Genomic DNA, 16,088 nt, shown 5'->3' on the forward strand with positions numbered 1-16,088 from the left:
CCCCCTACTTCGTGTCATACCAAGATGAACCAAAGGCATAATCCACTTTCAAAGGTACAATCAGTTTAATAGCGTTTTCCATAACCTCTGGCACTATTTTTTCTAGCATTGCAATTTCCTCTGGTGGAGCCTCAAAAATTAATTCATCATGTACTTGTAGTAGCATTTTGGTCTGCATATTTTCTGATATTAATCTTTCCGCCATATCGATCATTGCTTTTTTAATAATATCGGCTGCACTCCCTTGAATTGGTGTATTCATAGCAGTACGTTCTGCAAAACTGCGGAGATTAAAGTTAGAACTTGTTATTTCAGGCAAATATCTTCGTCTATTCAAAATTGTTGTAACGTAGCCTGTTTGTTTCGCATCTTGAACGATATCATCCATATATCCTTTTACACCTGGGAAGCTATTTAAATAATTCTCGATAAATGTCGCCGCTTCTTTTCTAGTAATATCTAGGTTTTGTGATAAACCATAATCACTAATACCATACACAATCCCAAAGTTAACTGCCTTAGCAGCACGGCGCATATCGGACGTTACTGCTTCCTGCTCCACATGGAATACATCCATAGCCGTTTTAGTATGAATATCCAGATCATTATTAAAAGCTTCTACCAGGTTTTCATCCTTAGACATATGGGCAAGAACACGCAATTCAATTTGAGAGTAATCCGCCGCAAACATTACCCATCCCGGTTGTGAAGGAACAAAGGCTTTACGTATTTTTCTACCTTCTTCTAAACGAACTGGTATATTTTGAAGGTTTGGATTGATCGAACTCAAACGCCCAGTTGAAGTTAAGGCTTGTTGATATCGGGTATGGATCTTCCCATCATCTTCATGAATCTCTTTTAATAATCCTTCGATATATGTGGAATTGAGTTTACCTAATTGACGATATAGTAGAATTTGCTCAATTATTTCATGTTCACTTGCTAGTTTTTCCAAAACATCTGCTGCAGTTGAATAGCCCGTTTTTGTCTTTTTAATAGGGGTAAGACCAATTTTTTCAAATAGTATTACACCTAATTGTTTAGGTGAATTAATATTAAACGTTTCACCAGCTAACGCATAAATGTCTTGTTCAATCGCTCGTAACTTAATATTAAGCTCATGACCCATTTCTACAAGAATTTGTTTATCCACCAGCACCCCATCTGATTCCATCGTACCAAGGATAGATGCAAGCGGTAGCTCTATTTCTTTATACAACGCATATTGTTCATTTTCTTCCAGTTTTACTTCTAACTTTTCTTTTAAGTCCCAAATAGCCCTTGCTTTTCTTACGGCATGTTCTGCAATTTTCTCAATTTCGGGTGCGGTTTTTTTGGCACCTTTTCCATAAACACTATCGTTTGTCAGCAAGTTAAAATATCCAAATTCTTTTGCAATAGCCGCAACATCCTCTGAAGAAATAGCAGGATTTACTATATACGCTGCTAAAAGAAGGTCGAATTCCACTCCATGTACATTCACATTATGTTTTCTACTCACTGCTTGTGTTGCTTTGGAGTCTGCTAAATACTTTTTATTCGTAGCATTTTCTAACCAAGAACAAAAATCCTTCGATTGAAAAGCTATATCAGCAGGAGCAAAATAACCCTTTTCTCCATCTGATAAAGCAATACCTAATAATTCACTTGTATGATATTGCCCATCATACATTTCTAAATGGACTGACATTACTTTATCTAATATTGTAGAGTCAATTTCTTCAACAATCTCGAATGCTACTTCTGTAGTTTCGGATTCCTCTGAAATATAGTCAGATTTCTCGAGAAGAGTTTTAAAAGCTAGTTCCTTCCAAACTTCAATTACTTCTTCCATATTAGGACCAGTATATGAAAGATCGTCTATAGAAATCTGTATTGGTGCAGCTGTTTCAATCGTAGCTAATGCCTTACTCATAATTGCCTGCTCTTCGTTTGCGATGAGTTTTTCCTTTAGTTTAACGCCACTAACTGTATCAAGTGCTTTATATAAATCCTCTACCGAACCATGTTCTTTTAAAAGCTTAATAGCTGTTTTTTCTCCGACACCAGGAACTCCTGGAATATTATCAGAAGCATCTCCCATTAAACCTTTCATGTCTATAATCTGTAATGGAGTTAAGCCATACTTTTCATGTACATGTTCAGGTGTATATTTTTCAATATCGGTAATGCCTTTTCTTGTGATATACACAGTTGTTTTATCGGTAGCTAGTTGTGTTAAATCTTTATCACCTGAAACAATTACAACTTGCTGCCCTTTTTCGTCTGCACGCTTGCTCAAAGTACCGATAATATCATCTGCTTCGTACATTTCCAGTTCGTACCGCTTAATACCATAAGCGTCGATTAACTTGCGTATATAAGGGAATTGTTCCGATAGTTCTGGTGGTGTTTTTTGTCTTCCACCTTTATAATCCCCAAAAGTAGAGTGACGGAAGGTCGTTTTCCCGGCATCAAATGCCACGAGCATATGAGTAGGATTTTCTTCATCCATAATTTTTTGTAGCATCATTGTAAAGCCATATACTGCGTTTGTATGTATTCCATGTTCATTTGTTAATAAAGGTAGGGCAAAAAAAGCTCGGTATGCCAAACTATTGCCGTCTAATAATAGGATTTTCTCGGTTGACAAATACATTCACTCCTTAATAATAAAAACCGTCATTCCCTATATCTTACCATGACAGTAAGGAGAATGACGATTCATATACTATTCTAGATAACCTGATAGGATGTTTGCATATGGTGAATCAGAAGGGATAATGATCATCGTTTCACTTCCAATTGTTTTCTTATAAGATTCTAAAGTTCTGTACAGCGAATAGAACTCGGGATCCTTTGAAAAACTTTGGTTATAGATTTTTGCTGCCTCTGCATCCCCTTCAGCGGCTATGACAGATGCTTCTTTATTGGCAGATGCCAACATTTCACGAACCTCGCGATCAGTTTCCGCTTCAATTCTACGTTTATCTGCATCTCCGGTAGAAAGGAATTTTTGAGCAATACTTTGTCTTTCTGAAATCATTTCATTGTATACAGATTGCTCATTTTCCAGAGGAAGATCTGTTCGTTTAATACGAACATCTATTACTTCAATTCCATAGTTATCTTTTTTCAATAACTCATTAACATGGTTTGTTATTTGATCATTCAAACTACCACGAGATGAATTTTCATCATTAATAATTTCACTATATTCTAATTGACCTAGCTCCGAGCGAACAACTGAGTAGATGAATTCCTCCATACGGGAGCCAGCTCCAACTAATGTACCCGCACTAGAGATCATCTCTTTTGGATTTACCACTCTCCACACTGCGTAATTATCAATAATGATTCGACGTTTGTCTTTCGTATTTATTTCTGCCTCAGATATATTATAATTCATTTGATATTTAGGTACTGTAGTGACAGATTGAACGAATGGTATTTTCATATGAATTCCGGGATTTTGTTTAATGTCTTTGATCTCCCCAAACTGACGAATAACTTTAAATTCTCCCTCTTTGACCACATAGATATTCGCAAGGGCGATAATGAACAAGACAAAAACTAAGAAGATGGCGATAAATGACTTCGTATATTTTTTGTAATCTATCGGTTTTTTCTCTTTAGGAGCTTTACTTGCTTTGTTATCTACGGTCTTAAACTTTGCTTCTAGATTGGAGAATGGATTTTTGTTTTCAGTCATTACTTTCCGCTCCCTTCTTCTGTTTCTGTCTCTGTTTCAGTTGTAGTGCTAGCTGGTGGAGTTGCTTGTTTAGTAGCTTCTAGTGATTGAAGAGGAAGATATTTCATCGTCCCACCATCATCATTCATAATATACAAATTAGCATTAGGTAGTACTGCATCTAATGTCTCCATAACTAAACGCTGTTTTGTAATCTCTTTGTTATTTTGATATTCTACATAGAGTTTATCAAATAGTGCTATATCCCCTTTTGCTTGTTCTATACGAGCGGTTTTATACCCATTCGCATTAGATATAATCGCATCTTTTTCACCTATTGCTTCACTTAACTTTTGGTTCTTGTATTTATCGGCCTGATTTACTTTTGTATTTTTCGTTTCTTCAGCGTCCGTTACTGCTGTAAATGCTGAACGAACTTCTGCATTGGGAAGCTCCACATCTTGTAGCTTCACTGTTAATACAGAGATACCAATATCGTACTTTTCTATTAACGAGCGCAGCAAATCATTTGTATCACTCTCAATTTGAGCTTTCCCAGATGTTAAAGCATCATCAATTTTAGAGTTCCCAATAATGGAACGTATCGAAGCTGAAGTTGCATCATGAAGTAGTTCTCTTGGATTTTCCGCGTTAAATAAATATGATTTAGGATCTGTTATTTTCCATTGAACGACTAAATCCGTTAATACAATATTGTCATCCCCTGTAATCATTTTTGTATCCTTATCAAATGATTCGATTTCTCCATCTGCAGATTGACTATAACCAAATTTCAGACTAAACGTTTCTTTAGACAGTTTTTCTACTGTTTGAATTGGCCATGGCATTTTAAACTTCAATCCCGGATCTACTATTGGCTCACTCGCTTCACCAAATGTGATGACGATTGCTTGTTCCGACTCATCTACCGTATACCATGAAGTAAAAACTGCAGAAATTAACATAATGCCAATTAAGCTCAAAGCGATAATAGTTAATAATCTTTTAGTACTCATATTATTTCCTCCTTTTTATGTATACTTCCTTTTACGGTTTAAGTTGGTAATTAGTTTCAAAATTAATAGAATACTTGTTTCCTTTACTTTTCTTGGGTTTTGTTTTTTAGTTGGAATAGGTTATTTGAGCCAAATAAAAAAAGCTAGCAAAAATGCTAGCTTTTTAGGTACATCGTTTGGAAAAGGGGTCTTTTTAAATATAGCAAACAATTGTAAACCCCTTGTGAATAAATTGTAAATATTTCCTTACCAATTATTATTTTTATACTTCTTATAATAATTGAACTGACGAGCAACTAAAAATAATTTACGCGTAAAATGCTTGTCCTTCTTGTAGAAAAGTGGATTTCCCCATTTACCAGACCTCAATAGCATTCTAACCTCTTGTTGAATCTCTTCATTTTCAACAAATTTCTTTAATACTATTTTAGGTACTACCGTAAACAAATAATGCTCATTCAACAAAGTAAGGGCTTTTTCCTTTTGATAAATAACATCATCTACAAAATATCTAGCCATATTATGTCCAAGAGCAGTTGTATAATAACTAGAACGACCTTGTCTAATATTTACTTCAAATACTTTGAACTTGCCATCTCGCTCATCAAATTTTAAATCGAAATTAGCAAAACCTACATAACCGACTGCTTCTAAAAAGTGCTGTAGCTTTTTCATTAGTTCCTCATTATATCGAGTAATAAGCGCTGTATAGTTACCAATAGCAGTTACAGTATGCTCTTGTAGCACCACTTGTGCAAGAGTGCTAAGTTCAGCTTTACCTTTAGAATTCATATAAAATACGGAATCCCACATATATGTATCATCGCCTGGGATGTAATCTTGAATGATCAAGTCTTCCGTATAACCACTTGCATTTACTTTTTCTAAAATATCATCTAGTTCCGCTTTAGACTCTACTCGATAAACTTTTTGCTGGCCAGGGAACTTGTTTTTATAATACATCACACCATTACTTGGTTTTATAATTAGCGGATAGAGTACTTCCTCTGTAAATGCCGCTTTTTTTGCACATGAATAATAATAAGTTTTCGGTGCATCAATTCCATGCTCTTCACAAAGCTTATAGAAATTTGATTTCACCAGTAGATTGTTCATTAATTCTTCCGACATATAGTTAAAAACATACATTTTCTTTAAAGCATCGGCATTTTCAATTATTAATCGCACATAAAAATCATTTGTTCCTATTAATAGCAATTGCTTATCGTTTGTTTTATATTTTTGTGCGACTTCAGAAAGTACTTGAACAAATGCAGATTTATCCCATAAGTTTGGCTGAATCTCAATATGTTCAATCACACTGCTCCATTTAGTAAAAGACATTTCTTCTTTACCTACTAATATTGGCTTAATATTGTATTCCTCATGAAAAGAAATTGCCATATTATAAGCATTCATATCTGTCCCAATAATTATTGGGATAAAGGGTTGGTTATTCATAAATACCTCCGTTATCTTTTAACAAGTGGAATAGATACCGTAAAGACAGTACCTTTTCCTACTTCACTATCTACTTCTAGTAAGCCATGATGCGCTTCCACTAGATGCTTAACAATTGCTAAGCCTAGCCCAGTTCCTCCCGAGTTTCTGCTCCTAGCTCTATCTACGCGATAAAAACGCTCGAATACTCGGTTAATCTCTTCTTTTGCAATTCCAATTCCTTCATCCTGAATACGTATTACTCCACACTTTTTAGTCTGACTAATGGTTATAGTAACAGTTTTATCTTCAGGGGAATAAGTCAGTGCATTCATCAATAAATTCATCGTTATTTGTATTAAACGATTTAAATCACCTAATACAAAGACTGGCTCTTCAGATATTATCTCCAGGCGCATATTCTTTTCCTCAACAATATGACTAGTCATTTCTTTACTTCGCGCAACGACATCCAATAAGTTGACCTTTTGTAAGTCTACTTCATATCCTACTTGTTCCACTTTGGAAAGATCTAATAAATCATTAATGAGCATTTGAAGTCTATTGCTCTCTTTGTGGATTATCTCTAGGAAAGAAAGTAAAGTTTCTTCATTTTTATACGCTCCATACAATAATGTTTCGGAAAAACCTTTAATACTAGTAACAGGTGTCTTCAATTCATGCGAAACATTTGCTACAAAGTCTTTTCTAACTTGCTCCAGTTTCACAAGCTCTGTCACTTCATGCATGACTATCACTATCCCAAGCCATTTTCCATGTTCACCGATGACAGGAGCTCCGTAAGCATCCATATAATAAGTATGTATGTTTTTCTTAATGGATATTTGTTCCCGGCTAGAAGCCTCAGTTAAAAATAGTTGATCAATGAAATCTTCAATTTTTTTAGGTAGACCGATTTTATTAAATAGCTTTCCATCCACATCTTTAAACGAAATATCAAGCTGCTTAAGAAACGAACGATTTACGATCGTAATATAACCATTCCGATCAATCATTATAAGCGCACTACCCATATTCTCGATTAACGTTTTTAACCTCTCTTTTTCCGTTTCCCTCATGACCGATATATCATGTAGACTGCGTGCGAGTATATTAATAGAGTTGCTTAGCTTCGACATTCCAGAAAATTCATCTTCAAATGCACGAATTCGATAATTACCTCTAGCTAATTCCATAGCGGTTTCTGTCAGATGCTCGATTGGCTGAGCATACTTTTTGAAAATACTAGAACCTAAAAAGAGTGCAATGAGAAATGTAATAGCTAAAATGATAAACAAAAAAATCCATAAGGAATGAGGTTCAAGCATCTCCGCTTGGTAAAAAGAATTAGCTATCGTCTCACTAATATCTCTCTGTTCATCACCTGTTAGTCCTGTAGTTGCTAAGTCTTTAGATAATTCTTCTAATTTAATATTAATGACCTTTTCGGAAGCGTTTTTTGCATAAATAGGAAAAAGCTGCCCAAGTACTAGTCCTAGACAAGCTAATATTAACCCTATCATAATAGAATAAGTTCTAAAAAGTTTGGAATGAAATGATTTCATTAGCTCTTAGGCTCCTCAAACTTGTATCCTAATCCTCTAATTGTTTTAATGAAATGAGGTTTTCTACTATTAACTTCAATTTTGTCTCGTAAATGGCTAATATGTACATCTACTATGCGAGTGTCGCCTGCAAAATCATAATTCCAAACGGCACTTAGTAGCTGATCTCTTGTTAAAACTCGATTTTTGTTTTCGATTAAATAGACAAGTAATTCGAATTCTTTTGGCGTAAATTCAATGACCTCATTGTTTAAAAGTACTTCGAAACGTTCTGGAAATACTTGTAGTGGACCGAAAGTATACATTTCTTCTTTTGTTTTCTCTTGTTTTTTCTCAGTAGAAATGCCAGAACGACGAATCATAGCTTTAACTCGTGCTGTTACTTCTCTAGGACTGAATGGCTTGGTCATATAATCATCTGCACCTAGTTCAAGACCTAATACTTTATCGAATTCTTCATCTTTAGCTGTTAACATGATTATTGGAATTTGCACCTTCTTAATACGAAGCTCTTTACAGACCTCCATGCCATCCATATGGGGCAACATCCAATCCAGTAAAATCACATCGGGCTTTTCTTCCAAGGCTTTATTAAGCCCCTCTAAGCCATCATTTGCTGTTATGACTTCAAAGCCTGCTTCTTCAAGATTATATTTTAAAAGAGTTACGATTGAACTTTCATCATCCACAACTAATACTTTTCTCATTTTATCGGCCTCCAAGGTTGATTTGAAACCCCCATTCCAAATCGATGTTAGCTACAATATCTGTTACTTTTCTATAATCGGATGCAGTACAGGAAATTCGCCATCCATAACACTTTCATTTAGAGCTAGCATTGTACCTTATACTAATTCTATATTAACAATAAACCAACGCAAAGCGCAAGGTGATGATAGGACCTGTTAAGTGTTGGAGAACTTATGGCTAAAGACACTTTATCAAGCAGTAAGCTATTCTTTTTTCCTCAATAAAAAATCGAGTAGGTTTCCCACTCGATTCATAACAATTATTATTATGCTAAGACTTTCATAACCGCCTGAACGGCTTCTGCTGATTTGTTTAATAATGCTTTTTCTTCTTCTGTTAACTCAAGTTCGATAATTTTCTCGATACCACCAGCACCCAATACTGTTGGAACACCAAGGTAAATTCCATCCATACCATATTCACCTTCTAAATATGCAATAGATGGTAGTACTCGTTTTTGGTCTTTCAGAATTGCTTCAGCCATTTCTACTAAAGATGCTGCTGGTGCATAATAAGCAGAACCATTACCAAGAAGATTTACAATCTCTGCTCCACCCTTACGAGTACGATCTACAATTTCCTCTAAGCGAGTAGCATCAATTAAAGTTTCTAATGGAATTCCACCAGCGAATGAATATCTAACTAACGGTACCATATCGTCCCCATGCCCACCAAGTACAAACCCAGTTACATCCTTTACCGAGAGGTTTAATTCTTTCGCAACGAATGTTCGGAAACGAGCAGTGTCAAGTACTCCCGATTGGCCAATTACACGTTCTTTTGGAAGGCCAGATTCCTTATAAACTGTATAGGTCATTGCATCCACAGGGTTCGTTAAAACTAAGATTGTCGTATTAGGAGAATATTTTACGATTTCAGATGTAACAGATTTCATCACTTTTTGATTTGTCTGCACTAAATCATCGCGGCTCATTCCTGGTTTACGAGCGATGCCAGCCGTAATAATTACTAAATCCGAGTCTTTCGTATCTTCATAACTAGAAGTGCCTATGATATCGGCATCAAAGCCTTGGACGGGTCCCGCTTGTGCCATATCCAAAGCTTTACCTTTAGTAGCATTTTCGGATTGTGGAATATCTACTAAAACAATATCACCAAGTTCCTTTTGAGCAAGTAGAAAAGCAGTTGTTGCACCTGTAAATCCGCCACCAATTACTGAGATTTTACTTCTTTTCAAAGTCATTAGAAAACACTCCTTTAGTTCATTATTAGTAGAATCCGGCAATAAGATGCCTGTTCTATATGGTCAAATCCTAATTCGACATATGATTTTACCATTATATTTACTATGTCTACTCTTACCATCTAAGCGGTAAGCTATGACCTCTCTTATATGCCTACGTGACCAACATCCTGTTGGCCTGAGGAGGCTCGGCCTCGCCCCCGGAAAGCGGCCACCTGAAGCGAAGATCTGCATTATTATTTATTCTGAAACATCTTGAACCCAGTGTTCAATGCACATTTTTAAATATTTTCTTGTCTATTAAAGAAAAGGAAGGGAATATTCCCTTCCTTTAAACCAAGATTCAATTGAGATTACATGTTTTTAATAAGTTCATCAGCGAACTCAGAACATTTAACTTCTTTAGCGCCATCCATTAAACGAGCAAAATCATAAGTTACCACTTTAGCAGCAATAGATTTCTCCATTGAATCCATGATAAGTTTAGCAGCTTCGTTCCATCCTAAATGCTCAAGCATTAAGACACCCGAAAGAATAACAGAAGATGGGTTAACTTTGTCTAAACCAGCATATTTAGGAGCTGTACCATGAGTAGCTTCAAAAATAGCATGTCCAGTTACATAGTTAATGTTCGCTCCAGGAGCAATACCGATACCACCAACTTGTGCAGCAAGTGCATCAGAAATATAATCTCCATTTAAGTTCATTGTAGCAACTACATCAAACTCTTTTGGACGAGTTAAAATTTGTTGTAAGAAGATATCAGCAATAGAATCTTTCACTAAGATTTTACCAGACGCAAGTGCATCAGCTTGTGCTTTATCAGCAGCTTCAGTTCCTTGCTCTTCTTTAATCTGATCATATTGGTTCCATGTAAATACTTTATCACCAAATTCTTGTTCTGCTACTTCGTAACCCCAAGTTTTGAAAGCACCTTCAGTGAACTTCATGATATTCCCTTTATGAACTAAAGTTAAAGAAGTACGACCTTCTTTAATAATATAGTTAAGAGCAGCACGAACTAAACGTTTTGTACCCTCTTCAGAAATAGGTTTGATACCAAGACCTGAAGTTTCTGGGAAACGAATATTTTTAACTCCAAACTCAGTTTGTAAGAAGTTGATAAGTTTTTTTGCTTCGTCTGTACCTTGTGCATACTCAATACCAGCGTAGATATCTTCAGTGTTTTCACGGAAAATAACCATATCAGTATCTTCAGGACGTTTAACCGGAGATGGAACACCAGTGAAATAACGAACTGGACGTAGGCAAGTGTATAGATCAAGTTCTTGACGTAATGCTACGTTTAATGAACGAATTCCTCCACCGATTGGTGTAGTTAAAGGTCCTTTAATAGCGATTAAATATTCATTAATAACATCTAAAGTTTCTTGAGGAAGCCATTCGCCAGTTTTATCGAATGCTTTTTGACCAGCAAGAACCTCTTTCCATTCAATTTTCTTTTCGCCATTATAAGCTTTTTCTACTGAAGCTTCTAATACACGTGACGCTGCAGCCCAGATATCTGGACCCGTTCCGTCTCCTTCTATAAAAGGAATTACCGCTGTGTTTGGTACGTTAAGTACACCGTTTTCTACTGTAATTTTACCTGTTGTCATTTGTTATTTCCTCCTACCATCATAATCATAGGGCAGTAAACACAAAAGTGTTTAAGCCCTATCTTACTAAGATAATACTACTATTATCTTTCTTCAATTGGAATATACTTTTGCATTCCAGGTCCAACATATTCTGCACGTGGACGGATTAAACGATTGTTTGCATATTGCTCAAGAATATGGGCACTCCAACCAGATACACGTGATACTGCAAAAATAGGTGTAAATAGATCATGATCAATTTTCAACGAATGATAAACAGATGCAGAATAGAAATCTACGTTTGGTGGTAAATTCTTTTGTCCTGTAACTATTTCTTCGATACGAATAGACATATCATAAAGTTTAGACTCACCATTTAGTGTAGTTAGTTTCTGAGACATTTCACGTAAATGTTTTGCACGTGGGTCTCCTTTTCTATATACACGGTGACCGAATCCCATAATCTTAACTTTGTTATCTAATTTATCTTTGATATAAGCGTCCACATTATCAAGTGTACCAATTTCTGTTAACATTTTCATTACTTGTTCGTTTGCTCCACCATGCAATGGTCCTTTTAAAGCTCCAATAGCTGCTACTACACCAGAATAGATATCTGAAAGTGTAGCTACACATACGCGAGCTGTGAATGTAGAAGCATTTAACTCATGATCTGCGTGTAAAACAAGTGCTTTATCAAACGCTTCAACTTCTATATCCTGTGGTAATTCTCCGTGTAACATGTATAAGAAGTTAGCTGCATATCCCAAATCTGCTTTAGGTGCTACAGGCTCTAAACCTTGACGAACACGTGAGAAAGCTGTCACTAATGTCGGCATTTTTGCTTGTAATTTAATAGCTTTTAAGTAATTTGCTTCGTCGGACATATCTTCTGCTGCATCATCATATAATGCAAGCATAGAAACTGTTGTTCTAAGAGCTGTCATTGGGTGTACGTCATTGATAGGGAATGTTTTGAAATGATTCAAAACTTCTTGTGGTACAGCCATATTGTCAGCTAATTGCTGTTTCAATTCAGCTAATTCTGTCGCATTTGGAAGACGTTTATGCCAAAGCAAGTAAACTACCTCTTCAAAGCCCGCATTATTTGCTAAATCATCAATATCGTATCCAACATATGTAAGTGTATCATCGATGATTGAACTGATTGACGTCTCTGCCGCTACAATTCCTTCTAAACCTTTAGTTGTTGTCATATCATAGTCTCCCCTTTACAACATAAATCTACTGATCAAATCTTTATAAATCAGAAGAATTATATGTATATATTAATGTTCCTAGCATTGCTTACTTAATCAGTATAATCAATTTTGGCGTTTTTGTGAATGAAAACGCTTAAGTTTGTTGAAATTTATCTTTAAATCTCCTAATTAATTGAAAAGATTGGATGAAAATGATTACTCTACAAGAAAATAAAAAAGATTTCTTATTACAATGGCTACCATTTGGAATAATTATACTAATATCATTTGTTGCTTACCCTCTCACTTTGGCAATTATTGGAGGTTATTTTCTTTTTCCCTTAACTAATTTATTACATAAAAAATTTAAACTCCCAGTTTTCTTAAGTGTTTTACTCACAGTTATTTTAATATTAGGTAGTTTTTTAGTCGTATTATTTTTTCTCATTCAGACATTTATTGATTTAATACCATTTTTACACGAGCATGTTGTTTTGTTGCCAGTGATGGAATTACAAAGTCATCCTGTATTTACGATGTTTGAAGGTAAATTTCAAACAATACTAAATAAGCTATTGAATGATTTATTATTAAACGTAACCCATTTACCATCTTATTTTTTTGAAATCTTTTTGTTTAGTATTGGATTGTTTTTTTCCTTGTTCGAATCTATAAAAGACCGCGAATGGTTTCTAGTTTACTTTCCCAAAAAAATGAGAACTCTTTGCCACAGAGCCTTGCTTAAATCTTCCACTGTAGTAAATCAGTTCATTCACGTGGAGCTTAAACTATTTGTTTTAACGTTCATTTTAATTGCTATTGGATTCTCGGTACTAGGATTGCATAACCCAATTAAATATGCTTTTCTAATCTCTTTAGTCGATAGTATTCCTTTTTTAGGTACAGGCTTGATATTGATTCCGTTAAGTATTTACTTCTTTTTAATGGAGATGCAAATGGTAGGCACAATTGTCTTGCTTTTATACCTTTTTGTTCAGTTAACCAGACATATCGTCGAATCAGTACTCTGGTCCTCCACCACACAAATAAAGGCTGTCCACGTCTTTTATTTGAGCGCAGCAGCCATTTTAATCTTTGGTTTTATAGGAATTTTGTTTAGTCCATTTATTTATCTATTCGCCCACAAATGGGAGAACTTTACGAAGACTTCATCACAATAACTTGACCGTTTTTCATCTTCTTGCGAATCCATCTATAAACAAGCGGTTTAAATAAATTACGGGTTGGAGCAAACAAAAGCATGAACCCAATAATATCGGATATAAACCCTGGAAGTACAACTAAAATAGCTCCGATAAATATACTTATACCATTTATGGCAGCTTCACCGGGCGCTTGATAGTTTTTAACGCTTTCCGATACTTCACGAAATGCTTTTAGGCCCTGTCTTTTTGCAAAATATCCGCCAATTACACCACTTGCAATGATCAATAAAAATGTGTATCCCGCTCCAATAGTTTTCCCTGATAACATGAGGAGATACAATTCAATCGCCGGGATTAAGATAAACAAACCAATAATCCATTTCATCATTTCACCTTCCTTTAATAAATGCGCAGGGCATCTTCTATGTTCATAACCTGTTTCCAGCGTTTCCGAAATACTCTGTACAGATTGGTTGCTATAATATTATCGGTTAATTTTTGAAAGGCTGGTCGTGACTGATGTCACAACCAGCCTTTCTTTGCTCGGTAATCTTATGCCATCTATCTGTCCGTCACCATTCAAAAACTTTGGCAAACAGGTAAGAGCGCTGTAACGAAAATCAGCAGTATTCTTGGATAAATTCCTAATATACTAAAACCTATTTTTCATTCAATAAAAGCCCCACCTTTTATGGTGAGGCATCTTCTTAAATTATGCTTGCACGACCATGATAGATAAAACCACTTTCGGCATCTATCGTTAACTCTTGGCCATTTCTAATAAGTGTCGTAGCATCTTTCACTCCAACGATTACTGGTACCCCTAAGCTAAGTCCAACGACTGCGGCATGGCTAGTTAAACCACCCTCTTCAGTGATTAAACCTCTGCACTTTTCGATACTCGGAACCATATCACGATCAGATCCTAATGTCACAATAATGCTATCTGTTGTATCTTGTCCTGCTAATTCTTCTGCACTATTCACAACTATTGCTTTTCCGAATGCAGTATTCTTACCAATACCTTGTCCTCTTGCAACTAAGTCTCCAATAACATGAACCTTCATCAAGTTAGTTGTGCCTGCTTCTCCTACAGGTACTCCGGCAGTTATCACTACTAGATCGCCATGAGTAACATATTGATGTAAAATACTTTCCTCCACAGCATCCTCTAAAACCTCATCTGTAGAGTGAGCTTTTTTCCCTACAATCGGATATACTCCCCAAACTAATGTAAGTTTTCTAGAAGGAGTTTCTGATGAAGTTACCGCGATTATTGGAACTCCCGGTCTAAATTTAGCAATCATTTTAGCAGTATATCCACTTTCAGTTGGTGCAATAACTGCTTTTACTTTCAAGTTAATCGCTGTGTGCGCAACCGCTTGACCAATAGCATCAGTTAAGTTTACATCGCGTGCTTTACTAATCTTTGTAACATTTTCACGATAATCTACTGCATTTTCAGTACGACGAGCAATTTTATCCATTGTTTGCACAGACTCTACTGGATAAAGTCCGGCAGCTGTTTCTCCAGAAAGCATAATTGCATCCGTTCCATCAAAAATAGCATTTGCGACGTCACTTGCTTCTGCACGAGTAGGTCTCGGATTACGTTGCATAGAATCGAGCATTTGAGTAGCTGTGATAACAGGTTTTCCAGCCTCATTACATTTTGCAATTAGTTTCTTTTGTACTAAAGGAACTTCTTCTGCTGGAATTTCTACTCCTAGGTCTCCCCTTGCAACCATTAAACCATCAGATACCTGAATAATTTCATCAATATTATCCACGCCTTCTTGGTTTTCGATCTTCGGAATAATTTGAATATGCGCTCCATTATTTCCTTCTAGCAGTTTGCGAATTTCTAACACATCTTTTGCACGGCGAACGAAAGAGGCAGCAACAAAATCTACATCCTGCTCAATACCAAAAAGGATATCCTGCGCATCTTTTTCTGTCATGCCAGGTAATTGTACGGATACACCAGGTACATTTACACCTTTGTTGTTCTTTAACGTTCCTGCATTTTGAATAAAAGTGGAGATAATTCCATTCTCTTTATCAATTTTTTGAACGATTAATTCAATAAGGCCATCATCTAAAAGAATGACCGAGCCTTCGTTAACATCCTCGATTAATTTATCATAAGAAATTGAGAAACGTTCAAGTGTACCTAACACTTCTGTCATCGAAATCTCAATGGTTTCTCCAGACTGAAGCTCAAGCGCACCATTTTCCATTTTATGTGTACGGATTTCTGGTCCTTTTGTATCCAATAATATCCCAACAACTTTACCTATTCTTTTAGAAACTTTACGAATCGTTTCAATTCTTGCTGCATGTTCTTCATGATTACCATGCGAGAAATTTAATCTGGCAACGTTCATTCCAGCATTTATTAATTTCTCTAACATTTCTTCTGATTCACTTGCGGGTCCAATTGTACATACAATTTTAGTTTTTCTCATAGTACA

Annotated in this window: 12 protein-coding genes; 1 reads left to right on the top strand and 11 read right to left on the bottom strand. The window is 35.8% G+C overall.

The genetic code is table 11. From position 1 onward, the window contains the following. Window positions 1-4: 4 nt before the first annotated feature. The 9 genes from polA to citZ all read right to left on the bottom strand — a co-directional run bounded on the left by polA (window position 5) and on the right by citZ (window position 12,463). Window positions 5-2,632: a DNA polymerase I gene (gene polA, locus MHI40_RS12500; RefSeq protein ID WP_340762913.1), complete on the bottom strand. Its 2,628-nt coding sequence runs from the start codon at window positions 2,630-2,632 to the stop codon at window positions 5-7. 78 nt (window positions 2,633-2,710) lie between these two features. Next, on the bottom strand, window positions 2,711-3,691 hold the full coding sequence (gene hflC / locus MHI40_RS12505) for a protease modulator HflC (RefSeq protein WP_093536904.1): 981 nt from the start codon (window positions 3,689-3,691) through the stop codon (window positions 2,711-2,713). After that, on the bottom strand, window positions 3,691-4,686 hold the full coding sequence (gene hflK / locus MHI40_RS12510) for an FtsH protease activity modulator HflK (protein ID WP_340762915.1): 996 nt from the start codon (window positions 4,684-4,686) through the stop codon (window positions 3,691-3,693). The genes hflC and hflK overlap by 1 nt, the downstream gene beginning before the upstream one ends. A 246-nt stretch (window positions 4,687-4,932) precedes the next feature. After that, on the bottom strand, window positions 4,933-6,147 hold the full coding sequence (locus MHI40_RS12515; RefSeq protein WP_093536902.1) for a carboxylate--amine ligase: 1,215 nt from the start codon (window positions 6,145-6,147) through the stop codon (window positions 4,933-4,935). Window positions 6,148-6,158: 11 nt separating this feature from the next. After that, window positions 6,159-7,691, bottom strand: coding sequence for a two-component system histidine kinase PnpS (pnpS, locus tag MHI40_RS12520; RefSeq protein ID WP_340762916.1), 1,533 nt, complete (start codon window positions 7,689-7,691; stop codon window positions 6,159-6,161). Then, window positions 7,691-8,398: a response regulator transcription factor gene (locus MHI40_RS12525; protein ID WP_093536900.1), complete on the bottom strand. Its 708-nt coding sequence runs from the start codon at window positions 8,396-8,398 to the stop codon at window positions 7,691-7,693. The genes pnpS and MHI40_RS12525 overlap by 1 nt, the downstream gene beginning before the upstream one ends. Window positions 8,399-8,706: 308 nt before the next feature. Continuing rightward, window positions 8,707-9,645, bottom strand: a complete 939-nt coding sequence (mdh, locus tag MHI40_RS12530; RefSeq protein ID WP_093536899.1) for a malate dehydrogenase — start codon at window positions 9,643-9,645, stop codon at window positions 8,707-8,709. 353 nt (window positions 9,646-9,998) lie between these two features. Further along, window positions 9,999-11,264, bottom strand: a complete 1,266-nt coding sequence (icd, locus tag MHI40_RS12535; RefSeq protein WP_093536898.1) for an NADP-dependent isocitrate dehydrogenase — start codon at window positions 11,262-11,264, stop codon at window positions 9,999-10,001. 83 nt (window positions 11,265-11,347) lie between these two features. After that, a complete protein-coding gene (gene citZ, locus MHI40_RS12540) occupies window positions 11,348-12,463 on the bottom strand; it encodes a citrate synthase (protein WP_093536897.1) in 1,116 nt (371 codons plus the stop codon). A 197-nt stretch (window positions 12,464-12,660) separates the two neighbouring features. On the opposite strand from citZ, the gene MHI40_RS12545 reads away from it, so the two are divergent. Continuing rightward, the gene (locus MHI40_RS12545) at window positions 12,661-13,629 is read left to right on the top strand and encodes an AI-2E family transporter (RefSeq protein WP_175496239.1); all 969 of its coding nucleotides are present in this window, start codon (window positions 12,661-12,663) and stop codon (window positions 13,627-13,629) included. Here MHI40_RS12545 and MHI40_RS12550 read toward each other — a convergent pair. Then, window positions 13,607-14,002 carry an FxsA family protein gene (locus MHI40_RS12550; RefSeq protein WP_245762673.1) on the bottom strand — a complete coding sequence of 132 codons (396 nt, stop codon included), beginning with the start codon at window positions 14,000-14,002 and terminating at the stop codon, window positions 13,607-13,609. The two genes, MHI40_RS12545 and MHI40_RS12550, sit on opposite strands and share 23 nt — an antisense overlap. Window positions 14,003-14,321: 319 nt before the next feature. Continuing rightward, window positions 14,322-16,082 carry a pyruvate kinase gene (gene pyk / locus MHI40_RS12555; RefSeq protein ID WP_340762918.1) on the bottom strand — a complete coding sequence of 587 codons (1,761 nt, stop codon included), beginning with the start codon at window positions 16,080-16,082 and terminating at the stop codon, window positions 14,322-14,324. Window positions 16,083-16,088: the final 6 nt, after the last annotated feature.

The sequence above is a fragment of the Psychrobacillus sp. FSL H8-0510 genome (assembly GCF_038008345.1).
In the GTDB taxonomy this organism is placed as follows: Bacteria; Bacillota; Bacilli; order Bacillales_A; family Planococcaceae; genus Psychrobacillus; species Psychrobacillus psychrotolerans.